Source organism: Methylomonas sp. MK1 (assembly GCF_000365425.1).
Classification (GTDB): domain Bacteria; phylum Pseudomonadota; class Gammaproteobacteria; order Methylococcales; family Methylomonadaceae; genus Methylomonas.
This window is the reverse complement of record NZ_AQOV01000001.1, coordinates 1,325,142-1,341,773: the sequence shown is the minus strand read 5'-3', so window position 1 is coordinate 1,341,773 and position 16,632 is coordinate 1,325,142. Positions and strand designations below refer to the sequence as shown.

Sequence of the window (16,632 nt, the reverse complement as noted above, 5' to 3'; positions counted from 1 at the left end):
TGTAATATTTTATATTGCCTTGATACTACTTTTGTACAGTTATTATGCGGCTGTTTTAAATTAGTATTTACTCCGAGTTAAATGGTTATTTAGGCAGTTAAAAGTTATTTGTATTTATTCACCGCGAAGCACAACAATCCCTCTCCAGCGGGAGAGGGCAGGGTGAGGGGGGTGAAAACGAGGCAACTTTTAAATATTGCTAAACCCGTTGCGAAGCGGGGGCGGAAAGCCGCGGGTCTTGTCAGTCAAGACAGCCGGGTTGCCAACCGATTTTTTATGCGGTTGTTTCTTCGATTGGCACAGGCGATATTATGACTAATAGACAACAGCACCAGCATGACGACGCGGTATTTTTCAGATTAAATCCCATTGCGGCTTGCGTAAAGTCGGCAGTCGCCGGCAGTATGCTGATCGCTTTTGTCTCGCCGGTCTGCGCCGAATTACCGGTGCCCAGCGCGGTCTGGGCCAGCATGGGCGGCGCCAACCGTTCCGTAGTCGGTAATAATATGACGATTAATCAGGAAACCGACCGGGTTATTCTGAATTGGGATAAGTTTAATGTCAGCGCCGACAGTTCCGTCGAGTTCAAACAGCCCAGCGCCAGTGCCATCGCCCTAAACAAAATCGTCGATCCCAGCAAAAATCCCAGCCAGATTTTGGGCTCGGTAACCGCCAACGGCCAGATATATCTGGTTAATAAAAACGGTTTCGTGTTCGGTAGGGATTCCGTGGTCAATGCCCGTGGGCTGGTGGCGTCGACGATGGATGTCAGTTTCGAAAAAACCTTTGATAAGGAAACCATAGGCACTGTCTCCAAGGATGGTCGCGCTGCTTTTCAAGGGTCCGGCGATTTTTATCAAAAAAACGGTGACGGTAGTTTCAAGCTGGATGCCGACGGTCAAAAAGTCCCCATCGAGATCAAAGTGGAAAGCGGGGCGCGGATCAAGTCCAGCGAGGGCGGCCGCATCCTGGTGATTGCCCCGAGCATCATGAACAAAGGCGATGTGGAATCGCCCGGCGGTCAGGTAATCATGGCGGCGGCGACCGACAAAGTGTATTTGCAGGAAGCGCCAACAGCGGATGATAGGACCAATAACGACGTGCGCGGCTTGCTAGTGGAAGTCGAGACCGGCGGTAAAGTGGAAAACTTGGGTAACATCGCCGCCAATCGCGGTAACGTCACCTTGATGGGCTTTGCTGTCAAGCAAAGCGGCAAGGTATCCGCAACCACCTCCACCAACGTCAACGGCACGATCCGCCTGTTGGCGCGGGAAGGTTTTACTACCAAAACCGAAGGCGGCGAGACTGTTATCACCGCGAAAGCCACCACCCGCACCGCGGATAAAGGCGACGGTTTGGGCCGTTCCGCACAAGTGACTTTGGGCGCGGGCAGTACCACCGAGATTCTGCCCGAGGTGGAATACATCGAGGAAACCCAAACCCTGGAGTCCGGCGAAACCGTCAAGATGTTGGTAGAGAAAACCGCTGTACCCGGTCAGGTGCAGCCGCAATCTCGGGTCGAGATTATGGCTGATAAGGTGCATTTACAGGCTGGGTCGGAAATTAACGCGCCTTCGGGGAAGGTATCAATTACCGCGACTAAATCGCCGTTAAATCCGGTTGCCGACAACAGCCTAAAAAACGATAGCCGGATCCTGATCGATGCCGGCGCGAAAATCGATGTGTCCGGTACAGATAAAGTCATCCGCACCATGGAAAGCAATGTCTTGGAAGTGGAGCTGCGCAACTTTGAATTGAAAGACGCGCCGTTGCAAAAGACCGGCATATTAAAAGGTAAGACCGTCCTGGTGGACATCCGCGAAGGCACGCCGCTGACCGATATTGCGCCCACCGTGGCGGGGATTGGTCGGACGGTCGCCGAACGGATGGTTAAGGGCGGCGAGATCGCGCTTAACTCCGAAGGCGATGTCATCCTGGAAAAAGGCGCGGTTCTGGACTTTTCCGGTGGCGAGATTACCTATCTGGATGGCTTTATTACCACCAGTAAGTTGCTAGCCAATGGCCGCTTGGTCGATATTAGCGAAGCCGATCCTTTGGTGCCTTACGAGGCGATTTACGGCGAGGTGGTGAAAAAATATCAAAAATGGGGCATCACCAAAGTCTGGAAAATCGACGGTCCATTCACGCTGGCGCGTTTCGAGCCGGGTTATGTCGAAGGTCAGGACGCGGGCAGCTTAATGGTCAGAGCTAACAACGCGATTTTAGACGGCGAACTGCTGGGTAAAACCACCAACGGGAGGCGGCAGCGGACGCTGGCCGAGCAAGCCAAGGGCAGCCGTCTGACGGTAGATACCGCGTTTACCCAGAGTAATGCGCAGGCATTGATTTTCTCCGCTGGCGTGCAAAACAGCATTGATTTGGATATCGACGACGTGTTCCCGGTCGGAAATGACGGCTTGGCCATGGCTTTGGCCGTGGATGCCAACAAGCTCATCGACGGCGGCGTGCATACTGCGGTGTTTAAAACCAACGGTAACATCAGCGTCGCCGACAATGCGACCCTGCGCTTGGTCGCCGGCGGCAATCTGACGTTACAAGGCGGCGCGGTTGACGTGCGCGGCAATATCGTCGGTGCCGGGGCCACGGTAAAGCTGGAAACCGCCGAAACCAACGCGGCGGGATTGCAAGGCGAGATTAACCTGGCTTCCGGGGCGACAATCGATTTGCGCGGGGAATGGATTAACGATTTCGCCCAGCCGGAAAATCTTGACGGCAAGACGGTGGCCATAGACGGCGGTACTTTTATTGCCAAGGCCAAGGGTAACGGCGGCGGCGTGAATTTGCGGGCCGGCAGTTTGATCGACATCAGCGCCGGCGCCTGGTTGCACGAAGACCGTACGCTGGAAGCCGGTAAGGCGCAAAGAACCACAGGCAAGGGCGATACCTTGCAAGAGGGCGGCATTGTGTTGGTCGCCGAACCTGCCATAGACAACGCCGGCGCTAACGTGCTGATGGATGGCGTTATGCACGCCTATGCCATGCAACAAGGCGGCGGCTTTACCGTAAAAGCCAACGCGGTAGCCATTCGTCGGGAAGAAACCCCGAGCAGAGGCGATGGCGGCGTGCAGCCTTTGCAAATTGCCACTGCGTTTTTCGGTGAAGGCGGCTTTGCCGAGTTCGATATCGGCGCAAATCTGAACGGATTGACGGTGGAAGACGGCGCCAATATTGAGCTGCGCCAACAGAACAGAGTACTAAACAACACCTATCTGGAACAGGCCAACGCTGACGGTATCGAAGCATTCTCGGATTTGACGACGTTGTTGCCGGAACTGCGCGCACCCAGCAAATTGACCTTGCGAGCCGATCATGCCGCCGGGATTAATGCCAACAGCAATTTGCTGGTGGCTGCTACCGCAACTATTAACGCCGACGATTTAAGCAGCGTTACGCTGGAGTCCGATTCGTCCCTGGTGCTGGATGGCCGGATCGTCGCGCATGGCGGTACGGTGGCTCTGGATATTATTCCCGATCAAAGTGAGGTCGATCCGCAGTACCAGCAGAATCAAGGCATCTGGCTGGGCAGCACTGCCCGCATCGATGTGTCCGGTGGCAGTCAAATTACCGTGGACGGCTTGGGCCGGCGTATCGGTAAGGTTTTTGACGGCGGCAAGGTGGTCGTCAATGCGCAACGCGGCTTTTTTGCCTCCCAGGCCGGCTCTTTGATCGATGTATCCGGTAGCCAAGACATCCTGGATTTACCGGTTAATAGTCCCGCGGCGATAGGTGCGAGTTTTGCTGCTACCCTAGTAGGTTCGCATGCCGGCAGTATCAATATTACCGCCGCCGAAGGCGCGTTTCTGGACGGCGATATGCAAGCCGCCGGCGGCGCTGCGCCCGGCACCTCCGGCGGTAAATTGTCGGTGTTTCTTAACGTAGATAATCGTGCCGATCCGGATGCAGAAAACTCCATCTTTCCGCGCGCCCCGCGCATTTTAAAAATCTCCCAGGAACGGAATGTACCGTTTTCCGCTGCTTTTTCTAAACCGGGCGATTCATTACCCAAGAAAGATTCGCCCGGTGATCGGCTGACCGGCATTGGCTATCTGGCCGCTGAGCAGATTAGCGAGGGCGGTTTTAGCTCTGTGGATCTGGCTGTATCCGGAGAGAAGGGTGAGATTCGTTTTACAGGCGATGTCGATCTGCAACTGAATAACGCTATTGCTTTGGATGCGGTCAATTTTGGTTGGGAGCGGAACACCGCCGCAGATACCGGTAATGTGCAAATCAGCGCTACCACCGCGACTTTGGGGTCGGATAGCTATCGCGCACCGATAGTAAAAACCAGCAACGGCGATGGCCGATTGGCGGTTAATGCCGATTTGATCGATTTGGTCGGTGGCTCGGTAACGACCGGTTTTAATACGGTTGATCTTGCCGCCGACGACGATATTCGCCTGAAAGGGATACGGATCGACAGTAAGGAACTGGATTTTGTCGGCGAATTTAAAACCTTTTCCAAGCTTAATTTAACTGCGGCGCAGGTTTATCCCACCTCCTTGACCGAGTTTACCTTGGCGGTCACCGGCGATCCGAACGGCACGGTGACTTTCAACAAAAGCGGTAAGGCCGCGCCGGTGCTGTCCGCCTTGGGCAGTTTGACCGTGCAGGGGCCGAATATCGTCCAAAACGGCGTGCTGACCGCGCCCTTGGGCGAGATCGTTTTGGAGGCGACAAAATCGGTGACCTTCGGCGCCGACAGCATGACGTCGGTTTCGGCCAAGGGGCAAATCATCCCGCTGGGCGTCACCCAGGGCGGCCTGGAATGGCTGCTGCCCTTGGCCGGCACCGGCAACAATCTTAACGTGGTCAACCCCGATCTGAAACCGGCTGAAACGGATAAAAAGCGGGTGTTTGAAAGCCCCGAGAAGAAAATAACCGTTAAAGCCGCGCAAATCCTTCGGGAAGACGGTGCTTTGGTGGATTTATCCGGCGGCGGCGATTTATTGGGCTTCGAATTTATTCCCGGTGATGGCGGTTCGGTAGATGTTCTTGATACTGATCAACGCTTTGCGGTAGTGCCGGGTATATCCGGTTATTCGCCGTTCGACCCCAAATCGTTTCCCGAATCAGGTTTGAAGACTGGCGATAGCATTTACATCGGTGCCGGTAGCGGCCTTGCCGCCGGCTACTATGCCTTACTGCCGGCTCGTTACGCCTTATTGCCGGATGCATTTTTGGTGTCGCCGGTCGCCGGCAGCGCCAATGCAATTCCCGGCACCAGTAGAACCCGGGTCGATGGCGCTGCTGTCGTTACCGGCTACCGGAGCGTTGCCGGAACAGACATCCGCGATCAGTATTGGTCCGAGTATGTGGTCGAAGCCGGCAGCATTGCTAAAACGCGTAGCGAATACAACATCAGCTCGGCCAACCAATTTTTCGCGGATAGAGCGGTAAATAAAGAACTGGCGATTCCGCGTCTGCCGCAAGATGCCGGGCAATTGGTGCTAAACGCCAAAACCCGTCTGGAGCTACCCACCGTGGTGGCCGATGTGGTCGAGGGCGGACGTGGCGGCTTGGTAGACATCGTGGCGGATAAATTGGCCTTGGGCACAACCGCCGCAACCGACGATGTTGAATTGTTGGTTAGCGACCTGGATAAGTTTAGAGTGGATAGCTTGTTGCTGGGGGCGGTGAGAAGCTTTGACGCCGCGACCGGCCACACCAAGCTGGATGTCATCGCCAAGTCGGTGACGGTAGCCGAAAACACGACCTTGAAAGCACCGGAGGCCTTGCTAGCCGCCAGCGAAACCGTCACGCTTGAACAGGGCGCCAAAATCGAAGCCAGCGGCGCGGTCGCTGATACCGATAGCGATACGGTGCTTGAGGTGAACGGCGACGGCGCGTTGCTGCGCGCATCGGCGGGCAAACAGGCAACGATCAACCGAACCGGCGCCAAGGGCTTGAAAGGCGATCTAAACATAAGTGCCGGCGCGGTAATTTCGGCCGGCGCGGGTTCGGTGGCGCTGGACTCGACACGGCGGACCAAAATGGCCGGCGAATTGAATCTGGCCGGCGGTTCCTTGTATCTCGGCGCGGAAACTATCAACCTCGGCGAAACCGCCGGCGTATCGACTGGCCTGTCGCTGGATAATACTCAGCTCGCACACTTGACTGTTAACGAGTTGGTGTTGAGCAGCCGGGGTATGGTCAACTTGTACGGCGAGTTATTGCAAACCGATGCCCTTGGTCAGCCTTTTCAATTCGGCGATTTACGCATTGATGCCTTGGGTCTGGCCGGTAAAGCCAATGCTGGGAAAACCCTGTCTTTGAATGCGAAAACCCTGAGTATTGCCAACAGCAAGTCTACGGGCAGTGTTTTGGCGGGCGACGGCAGCGGGGTATTGAATATCAATGTGCAACAGCTGTTGTTGGACCAAGGTAAATTCCAGCTGTCGGGATTTGCCGCAGTCAATGTTAATGCCGGCGAGCGTATGTTGGGCAAGGGTGACAGCACCTTAACCGCATTGACTGACTTGAGCGTGAATACGCCGTTTGTCAGTGCCGAGAATGGCGCTAAAACCATCATCAATGCCAGCGGCCATGGCTTGTCTCTCACGGGCGGTAGCCAGACGCTAACTGCCGGTACCCAAGGCATAGCCGCGCAATTATTGTTGGAAGCCGATAGCATTGGTTTGAACACGGCCTTGTTTTATCAAACCGGTAATGTGGCCATGAACGCCTTGCAGGGTGATGTGACCTTGGGCGGTAATGCGCTGATCGATGTCTCCGGCGCGGTGGCGTATGCCGGCCTAAGCAAGCCGGTGAATCTGTCCGGCGGCAAAATCAGTTTGAGTTCTCAGCTTGGCAATGTCAGCATCGAAGCCGGCAGCAAGCTGTTGTTAAACGCCAGTAACGCCGAGATGCTTGCCGGTTTACTGTCCGTGCAAGCCGGCGCCGGCCAAGTGCAATTCAACGGTTTTATCGATGCTCGTGGTGTCGGCAAGGCAAACGGTGGCCGGGTCACCGTTGACACCGGCAGTTTGAGTGCCGGCGGATTTAGTGCTTTGAACGCGGTGTTTGCCGCCGCCGGTTTTAGCGGTGCTGTCGAACTGAGAACGCGTAGCGGCGATATCGTTGTAGAGGCCGGGCAAACCGTGAGTGCAAATGCGATCAATTTATTCGCCGATACCGGCAATATCAGCATTGCCGGCACCTTGGATGCTGCGGGTGCGAATGGCGGTTCGGTGACGTTGGCAGCCGAAGATCTGCTGACGCTGAATAGCTCGGCGCTGATTCTGGCGAACGCGCAAGCGGCGAATGGCAACGGCGGCAAGGTCAGTTTGTCGTCTATCGATGGGTCCGCATTAGATGGCGCGGGCATTGATATCCAGTCCGGTGCGCGCATCAACGTTGCAGCGGCTGGAGCCGGTGCGGCGGGCGAGGTGTATTTACGTGCCGACCGCGACGATACCGACGGCGACGGTCTGGCGGACATTAACGTCAAAGCCATCGCCGCCGGTACTATCGTTGGCGATACCGACGTCACCGTTGAAGGCGCGCGTATTTATAACAATAGCCGTATCGCCTCCGCCGAACAGCTGGCGATGCATAACGATAATCTGGCCTATATGAGCGATTTGGCGGCGGCTAATGTCGCTAACAGCCGCTTCGGCGCCGGCTTTACCATTATCCCCGGCGTAGAAGTTCGCAGCAGCGGCAATTTGACCATCGCCGAGACGTGGGATTTGGGAAAACTCGATAGCGGAGAAGCCTGGCGTTATGGCGCGAATAACGATCTGGTTGGGGTGTTAACGCTTAGAGCGAAAGGCAATTTGTTAATCAATGCCAATTTGAGCGACGGCTTTTCCACCGGCGTTTTGAATTCCGCAAGTTTTGGAGCTATCAACGTCAGCGATTATTTGCAAACCGGTGCTTCATGGAGTTACCAGCTGATCGGCGGCGCCGATTTGGGTTCCGCCAATGCAATGACAGTGCTGGCCTCTGCCAGTCTGTTGACCAGCGCCGGCAGCGGCGACGTCAGTTTAGCCAATGATGTCAGCGTGCGGACCGGCACCGGCGATATTGATATTCGCGCGGCTCGCGACTTGGTCTACGGTAATGCAAGCTCTTCAATCTACACGGCGGGCCGCGCGGATGCCGACGACGCCAAACGCTGGGGTAGTGGCGGGCCGGATTTAGCCGCGCTGTTCTATGCCGAATATCCCGTGGATGGCGGCGATATCAGCATTCAGGTTGGGCGCGATATCGATGCCAAACCTAGTGCGCAGTTGCTCAGCGATGCGTTGGTACGTACCGGCGATTGGTCCAACAGCAATCAACACAGTACGGAATTTGATTCGGAACGTCCGACAGCCTGGGGCGTGGCCTTGGGTATTAGCGATTCAAGTGGCTTTTCTCGTCAGCATCAGCAAAGCGTAACCGCTTTCGGCGGCGGTAATGTCCGCATCAGCGCGGGCGGAAATGTCGAAGACTTGTCGGTGATGATCCCTACCACCGGTAAACAGGTAGGTGAACGGGATACGCCGGTAGCGGATGCCACTGTTATCACGTTCAAGACCAATGTGGTCGAAGTGAACGGCGGCGGTAATCTGCAATTGCAGGCGGGTGGCGATATCGCCGGCGGCGTGTTTTATGTGGATGGCGGGGCGGCGGATATTTATGCGCACGGATCGCTGAAAGCCGGCACCAACAAAGGGCTGAATCCGATACTGGCTTTGGGAGATGCGCAGTTTAATGTAGTCGCCGGCAAGTCCATGGCCCTGGAAGCGATTGTCGATCCGATGTTCGTGACCTTGCCGGATTCGGTCGATTTGATCAATGCTTCATCGAATCGGTTTTTCCGCTACAGCACCGATAGCAATGTGACATTGACCACGCTCTCCGGCGACCTTGGCCTGAAAAACGACATCGCCAGTTTGAAGAAGGCCACCAATACCAATATTTCCGAAGGCTTTTTGGTTTATCCCGCCGGCCTGCATGCCTACGCACTGAACGGCAATATTACCGTGGACAAGAGCTTCACCTTGTACCCATCGGCGCAGGGTGACTTGGAGTTATTTGCGGCTGAGAATTTAACCGGTAAGGGTAATCCGCGGATTATTTTGAGCGATGCGGAACCAGCGGCATTACCTAGCGCCGCATTGCCCTTCGTCGGGTCTTCCTTAACCGACTTGGACAATGTGCTGAAGGTTCTGGATATTCAGCAACCGCAATCGCCCACCGCGATACATGCCAGCACGCCGCTGCACGCCAATGACCCGAATCCGGTGTTGATTAGCACCGGCAGCGGCAACATCGGCCGTATCGATGATGACATCGTATTCGTATTAGCCAAGCCCGCCGAGGTTAGCGCTGGTCAGGATATTGTCCGCGCCACGTTCAATATTCAACATAACAACGCCGACGCTGTCAGTATCTTTAATGCCGGCCGGGATATTCGTTACACGATTAATATTCACCCCGATACCGGCAATATCATCGAAGCCGATCAAGGTATAGACGTGGCCGGTCCCGGACAACTAACCGCGCTGGCGGGCCGGGATGTGAATTTGGGATCGTCCATCGGCATTACTTCGTCGGGCGATCAATCCAATGCCGCGCTGGCGGATGATGGTGCCAACATTACCGTGATTGCCGGTTTGGCTGGCGGTGCGCTGAACAGCAACGGCTTTGCCGAAGGGTTTATGCTCAACTCGGGTAAATACGTCCTGGAAAATCAGCGTTACCTGAATTTGTTCGTGCAGGAAATGCGCAGCATCACCGGCGACTCTTCGTTAAACGTCGATTCCGCCAAACTGGCATTTAGCGGGCTTTCCACGGTGGATAAGGCCCGCCTGGACAGTAAGCTGTTAAGCGTCGTGCAAAGCGTGTTTTTGCAGGAGGTAAAAGCCAATGCAAGCACGTTGGCCAAAGCCACTACCAAACAGGCTCAGGATCTGGCCGAACTAAAATTGCTGGCTACCATCGAGTCGCTGTTCCCCGGTACTACCTTGTTGGCAGGCAATAGCGAATACCGCATTGATGCTGCGAACGGCATTGTAGTAAACGCCGATACCAGTGCCAGCAATATCTTGAACAGTCTGAATGCCGCGTTACAGCAAAAGATCGAGGCGGAGTTGGCACGGCAGGGTAAAACCTTTGCCAGTGCTAGCGACCGCGAGAAAGACGACGCCCGCGAACTGGTTAGGCCCAAGCTGGGCAATATTTCGCTGTTCTTGAGTTCGATACAAACCAAGGATGGCGGCGATGCCAATCTGTTTACTCCCAATGGCGGCATTACCGTGGGTTTGGCGACCGCCGATATTGGTTTGGCAAAGGAAGATGATGAGTTGGGCGTGATCGTGAAAAAGCAGGGCGAGGCCAACCTGCTGGCCCGCAACGACATCGACGTGAACATCCAGCGCGTGGTGACCTTGGGTAACGGCAATATAACCGGCGGTTCCACTGAAGGCGATGTCGATGCCGGTCGTAGCGCGCAAACCGCATTGGCGGCTCCGCCGCTTAAAGTCAGTTACGATGCGGCGGGTATGCCGGTACTGGAAGTATCGCCGGTGTTGCAAGGTGGCGGTATCAGAACGGTGGGAGCAGGGGACGTGTTGTTGTTTGCACCGCGCGGCATCATCGACGCCGGTGAGGCGGGTATCAGAGGCAATAACATTACGCTGGCGGCAACCGCCATCGTCGGCGCCGATAATATCGATATCGGTGGTTCTGCCGTGGGTGTGCCGGTGGCTGCGACCGGCAGTGTCGCCGCCGGTTTGACCGGCGTCAGCAACGTGGCGGCTGCGGTCGGCAAGTCGCTGGATAGTACCGGCAGCGTCGGCAAGGAAGCTGCCGAAAAACTGGCTAAGGCAGCGACCAACACCTTGGGTATCTTGAGCGTGGATATTTTGGGTTTTGGTGAATAGCCTGCTGTCTTGCTATTCAGGCTGAAAATGGCCGAATTGCCCGCTGTGTTCGCAGCGGGCAATGGGTTTGCCGCCTTTCGCGGCCACCCCGGCCCTATATCACCGGTATTTCGTTCGAGCTGAGCTCGTCAAAGCCCAGAGTGGTGTGCCCTTCGACAGTACCCGCAAAGACATTTAGGCGAACAGTATTTAAGGTCCGGCTTAATAATATTTTTTCCAGTTTTTTCGATACTTTACCGCTCGTCATAATCATGTAAAAAAACGTTGGGATAATCCAGTTTATGTTTTGATTTGAGAGTGATCATGAAACGGATTGTGTTATTAGTAGCGGCCCTGTTGGCGATGCCCGGACTGGCCCAAGCTTGGTGGAACGACGACTGGGGATATAGAAAGAAAATAACCATAGACGCCCAGCAATTGCAGCAGGGCGGCGTGACGCCGGTAGCTGAAGGCTTGGTGCTGGTGCGTTTACATACCGGCAATTTCAGCTTCTTCGCCGATTTGGGCGAAAACGGCAAAGATTTGCGCTTCATGGCCGGCGACGATAAGACTCCGTTGAAGTTTTATATCGAAAAAATCGATACGGTCAACGAGATGGCGCTGATTTGGGTGAAATTGCCCAAAGACATCGCAAGCGCTGAGGAGTCGATGTTCTGGATGTATTATGGCAATCCCAAGGCTGTGGACGGTCAGGATGCGCCGGGTATTTTTGATGTGGCGCAAGCGGTTGCCTATCACTTCGAGGCCGGTCCGGTGAAAGACGCTACGGCGTACGCCAATCAACCGGCTACGGCTACGCAAACGGTTGTGGAAGGCGGAGCCATTGGCGAAGCTGGCGGTTTTAACGGCAGTCAATCGATACGCATTGCGGCAACGCCCGCCATTCAGATGGCTGTCGAATTTGGCTGGACGGTTTCGGCATGGGTGAAAATCGATCAGGCGCAGACCGACGGAGTAATATTTGCGCGCGATGGGCTGATTTTATCTGTTAGAGGTCAAACCCCAGTTTTGGAAGTTAATCGTAAGCAATTGGTTAGCTCCGCCGATCTAAATTTGGCCACGTGGCAGTATTTGTCGGTCGCCGGTAACAAGGACGGTTTTACGTTATATGTGGATGGTAAGCCGGTCGGTATCTTGCCGGCGAGTGTGCCGTCGTTGTTGGGCGATATGAGTATCGGCGCGGCGGTGGACGGTTCACGCGGCTTAGTCGGCGCCATTGACGAGTTCGGTATTGCTAAAGTGGCGAGGGATCAGAATTACCTACAATTCGCGGCGCTCATGCAAGGCCAGTCGTCGGCGTTGTTGAACTATGGTGAAGACAGTACGCCCGACAGCGAAGAGGGTGGCGAATCCTATTTAATGTCGACGCTGGATAACGTCACCGTGGACGGCTGGGTCATCATTGGTATTCTGGGGGTGATGTTCATCGTCAGTACCTTGGTGATTGTCAGCAAGGCGATTGTGTTGAACCGTACCCGCAGTGAAAACAAAAAATTCGAAGAAGCCTTCAGCCAATTAGGCGCCAAAAATATAAGCAATCTGGATCACCAGGACGAAGACGGCCAGGAAGATTATGACGAATCGCCGTTGTTACTGTCCTTGACCGGCAATCATGCGGCTTTTGCGGGCTCTTCCATTTATCGCATCTACCATGTCGGCGTGCAGGAAATGAATAAACGTCTGGCTAAAAGCGTGGGTGCCGAAGCGGCCGACCAGGGCTTGTCTGCCCAGGCTTTGAATGCGGTAAAGGCCTCGATGGACGGCGTGTTGGTCCGGGAACTGCAAAAACTTAATTCGCAAATGGTGTTATTGACCATCGCGATTTCCGGTGGTCCGTTCCTGGGTCTGCTGGGCACCGTGGTTGGGGTCATGATCACCTTTGCGGCGATTGCCGCCAGCGGCGAAGTGAATGTCAACGCTATCGCACCGGGTATCGCAGCGGCCTTGGCGGCGACCGTAGCCGGTTTGGGCGTGGCGATTCCTGCTTTGTTTGCCTACAACTATCTGGGCAGCATCATCAAGGCGGTGACCGCCGACATGCATGTGTTCGTCGATGAATTCGTTGCCAAACTCGCCGAGCAGCATAGCTGAGTTGAAAAGAAATGTAGGTCGGCTTAGGCGCTAGTCTTAAGCCGACATGTTGGCTTCGATGTGCCGGATTGCGCTCTATCGAGCGAACCCAACTTCCGAAACCCGATCTGTGGATCACGAGAATACTCAATGAAAGTTCAAGAAGAAAATGCGGCGTACGACGAAATCAACGTCACGCCGATGCTGGATTTGGCTTATGTGTTGCTGGTGGTGTTCATTCTGATGACCACGGCTGCTGTGCAAGGCGTGCAGGTCAATCTGCCCAAGGCCAGTAATACGCCCAGTTTGGCCAAGCCGCAAACCAAAGCCATCACGGTGACGGCGGACGGTACTTTGTTTCTGGATACCTTTCCTGTGACGATGGAGCAGCTGGAATCGACACTGATGCAATACAAGGCCGCCAATCCGGAATTGCCGGTGGTGGTTAAGGGTGACGCCACCGTCCAGTACCAAAGCGTCGTCGATATTCTGGCCTTGCTCGGCAAACTGGAAATTACCCAGGTTGGTCTGGTCACCCAAAATCTGACCAAATAAAGCCTTGCGACATGTCAAAGAAGAAACATTGGCGGGTTTATATTCCGATGCTTATCGCTGCCGTAATCGCCGCTATCGCGATTTTCTACGTCGTTAAGATCATTATGGAGTTCGTCGACAAAAAACCGACGAAAAGCGAGAAAAAAATTCAGCCGGTGACCTTGCTGAAACCGCCGCCGCCTCCGCCACCGCCGCCCAAAGTAGAAAAGCCGCCCGAGCCGGAAATCAAGGAAAAAATCAAGGAACCCGATCCGGAACCCGAGCCTGAGCCGGAACCCGAACCGGAACAAGCACCGCCGCGCGACCTTGGCCTGGATGCCGAGGGCACGGCCGGTTCGGACGGTTTTGGTCTGGCAGCCCGTAAGGGCGGCACCGGGCTGTTCGGCGGTGGAGCCGGCAACCCGTTTGCCTGGTACGGCGGTTTGGTCAAGAACGGCATTCTGAACATTCTCAGCAGCCACGAAGAATTGCGCCGTAAAGGTTATACCGCCATCGTCAAGGTCTGGCTGAAAGCCGACGGCTCTGTAGAACGGGTGGAATTGGCCAAGGGCAGCAACGATGCGGACATAGACGAATTGCTCAGCCGCTTGTTAAACAAATTCGACCGAGTCGCGGAGGCACCGCCGCCGGGCATGCAGCAGCCGATTAAGTTAAAAATTTCATCACGTATTTAAGTATCCACAGGTAAAACAATGGCGAACAAAAAACAGCTGATGGCCCTGGCACTATCAGGGCTGATCGGCACCGTGCAGGCCGGAGAAAAGGAAGAGTTGCTGAAACTGCGCAATACCACCACTAATTTGATCAAACAACTGGTCAAACAAGGCGTGATTACCGACAAGGCTGCTAACGAGATGATCAAGCAAGCCGAAGTCGAAGCGGGCCAGCAGGTGGCTGAAGCCAAGGCCTCCGGTGCCAAGGAAGCGGTGCCGGCCGATGAAGTACGCGTGGCTTATGTGCCTGACTTCGTCAAAGACGAGATTCGTCAGCAAGTGCGCAGTGAGCTGCGCGAAGAAGTGGTCGGCGATGTGATGCAAAAGGCCAAGAACGAGCAATGGGGTATGCCGAATGCGTTGCCGGAATGGACCAAGCGCTTCAAATTGTCCGGCGATATTCGCTTGCGCTCGCAGCATGAGTTAATGGCCAAGGAAAATATCGCCAATTCTTATATCGATTGGCAGGCGGTTAACGAAAGAGGCGGTCTGAACGCTGCGGGTGTTGATCAGTTCTTGAATACGACTACCGACAGACAACATTTTCGCGAGCGTTTTCGTCTAGGCATTGATGCGGCGATTACCGATGGTATGAAAGCTGGTGTACGTTTGGCGACGGGTAATCAACGTGATCCGGTATCCACCAACCAGTCTCTGGGATTTACTGGGCAAAAATACGATTTCACCGTGGATAGGGCTTATCTGCAATACGATGCGTTCGACGATAACAAATTCAAATGGCTGACCTTGTCGGGCGGTCGTATCAAGAATCCCTGGTATACCGGCGGCGGCGAATTTACCGGCGGTAGCGAATTGGTGTGGGATACGGATTTATCTTTCGAGGGTTTTGCCGGCACTGTGCGCCACCGTTTGGGCGGTTCGGACAGCTTGATGGCCAACGACGATCAAACCCATTCCGTGTTTGCCACGGCGGGTGCGTTTCCGCTGCAAGAGTCGGCACTGAGCAGCGATAAATGGTTGTTCGGCGGTCAGGTCGGGGTCGATTGGGGCTTTATCAATCAAGACAATTTAAAGGCGGCGCTGGCTTATTTCGATTATGTCAACGTCGAAGCCAAGCAAAATACTAGCGTTTTAGGTACTTGCGATCTCAATACGCGTGGCAACACCGCTTCACGGCCTGAATTCATGCAGGGCGGCAATACCTTAGCGTCGATCTGCCGAGAAGGCACCGGGGCGTTGGCTTCCAATCCGGGTATGGTCGGCTTGGCGTCCGATTACAACATCGTCAATGCCAATATTTCCTACGAAATGGCCATGTTCGCTCCCTATCGCTTGCGTTTAAGCGGTGATTACGCCAAAAACGTCGGCTTTAATAAAGCCGCGGTGAGCCGGATGCTGAACGGTACCGTGGTCGAGGGCAAAACCAACGCTTGGCAGTTTAGAGCGGATTTCGGTTGGCCGCGAGCCGAAGTGGCCGGGCATTGGAATGTGTTTGCCGCCTACAAGTACGTGGAGCGCGATGCGGTATTGGACGCTTTCACCGATTCCGACTTCCACCTCGGCGGTACCAACAGCAAAGGCTGGTTCATCGGCGGTAACTATGGCTTGATGAAAAACGTCTGGCTGACCGGTCGCTGGTTGAGTGCCGATATCATCACTGGACCCCCTCTCGGTATCGATGTGTTGCAGATCGATGTCAATACGCAATTCTAGGTAGGTTGCCAATGAACACATTTCCGATAGTTGCCGTTTTATTTCTGCTTGTCAGTAGCGGCTGGTCTGCCGGTCAGGCCGCGCCGCGTGAGGCCGCCAAGAACGACGGCGCCGTGTTAAAGCTGCAAGCCATGGTCAAAAGCCTGACGGCCGAGCGGGATGCGGCAAAGGCCGAATCGGCCAAGTTAGCCGAGGAATTGCAGGAGCTTGAGCAGTTGAAAAAAGCGCATTCGGCGGCGGTTGCAGCCAAGGAACAAATCAGCAGCGAGTTGTCTGCGCAGCGAAACTCCAACGGCGAGGTGCGAGAGCGTTTAGAGAAAACCAATGCCAGACTCTCCGACGTGATTGAAAAGCATAAGGAAGTGAGTCAGGCTAAAGCGGATTTACAGGCGCAATTAGCCGCAATAAATGCCAAGCAGCAAGCAACTGAACAGCAATTGGGTGTTTGCGATACTCATAATGTGAAACTTTACGAGGCTGCCAAGGAATTGCTGGAACGCTACGAAAACAAAGGCGCACTGGCTAGTGTGTTGCAGAATGAAGCCTTGCTGCAATTCAATAGTGTCGAAATGGAAACCATTGTTCAGGAATATGAGGACAAGTTGAACGCCGGTAAATATCAAAAACAATCCGCTGCAGATATCGGCACAGCGCCGGCTGGCGTCCAATAGTTTCTGTACTCAGGTGCGGCAACATGCCGCACCTCGACCCTCGCCGATTTACCGAAA

At 54.7% G+C, this 16,632-nt stretch carries 6 protein-coding genes and 1 riboswitch; all 6 genes read left to right on the top strand.

From position 1 onward, the window contains the following. Positions 1 to 188: 188 nt before the first annotated feature. A riboswitch (cyclic di-GMP riboswitch) is annotated at positions 189 to 267 on the top strand. A gap of 44 nt (positions 268 to 311) precedes the next feature. The 6 genes from G006_RS0106170 to G006_RS0106145 all read left to right on the top strand — a co-directional run bounded on the left by G006_RS0106170 (position 312) and on the right by G006_RS0106145 (position 16,575). Then, entirely contained in the window at positions 312 to 10,892 is a 10,581-nt protein-coding gene (locus G006_RS0106170) for a filamentous haemagglutinin family protein (RefSeq protein WP_020482304.1), read from the top strand. A gap of 303 nt (positions 10,893 to 11,195) precedes the next feature. Next, entirely contained in the window at positions 11,196 to 12,983 is a 1,788-nt protein-coding gene (locus tag G006_RS0106165) for a DUF2341 domain-containing protein (RefSeq protein WP_020482302.1), read from the top strand. Between the two features lie 129 nt (positions 12,984 to 13,112). Further along, a complete protein-coding gene (locus tag G006_RS0106160) occupies positions 13,113 to 13,517 on the top strand; it encodes an ExbD/TolR family protein (RefSeq protein WP_020482301.1) in 405 nt (134 codons plus the stop codon). An 11-nt stretch (positions 13,518 to 13,528) separates the two neighbouring features. Then, positions 13,529 to 14,191 (top strand): energy transducer TonB, encoded by a 663-nt coding sequence (locus G006_RS0106155; protein WP_026146884.1) that lies wholly within the window; start codon positions 13,529 to 13,531, stop codon positions 14,189 to 14,191. Positions 14,192 to 14,209: 18 nt separating this feature from the next. Next, on the top strand, positions 14,210 to 15,904 hold the full coding sequence (locus G006_RS0106150) for a putative porin (RefSeq protein WP_020482299.1): 1,695 nt from the start codon (positions 14,210 to 14,212) through the stop codon (positions 15,902 to 15,904). Positions 15,905 to 15,915: 11 nt separating this feature from the next. Continuing rightward, complete coding sequence (locus G006_RS0106145) at positions 15,916 to 16,575, top strand: hypothetical protein (protein WP_020482298.1); 660 nt, start codon at positions 15,916 to 15,918, stop codon at positions 16,573 to 16,575. Positions 16,576 to 16,632: the final 57 nt, after the last annotated feature.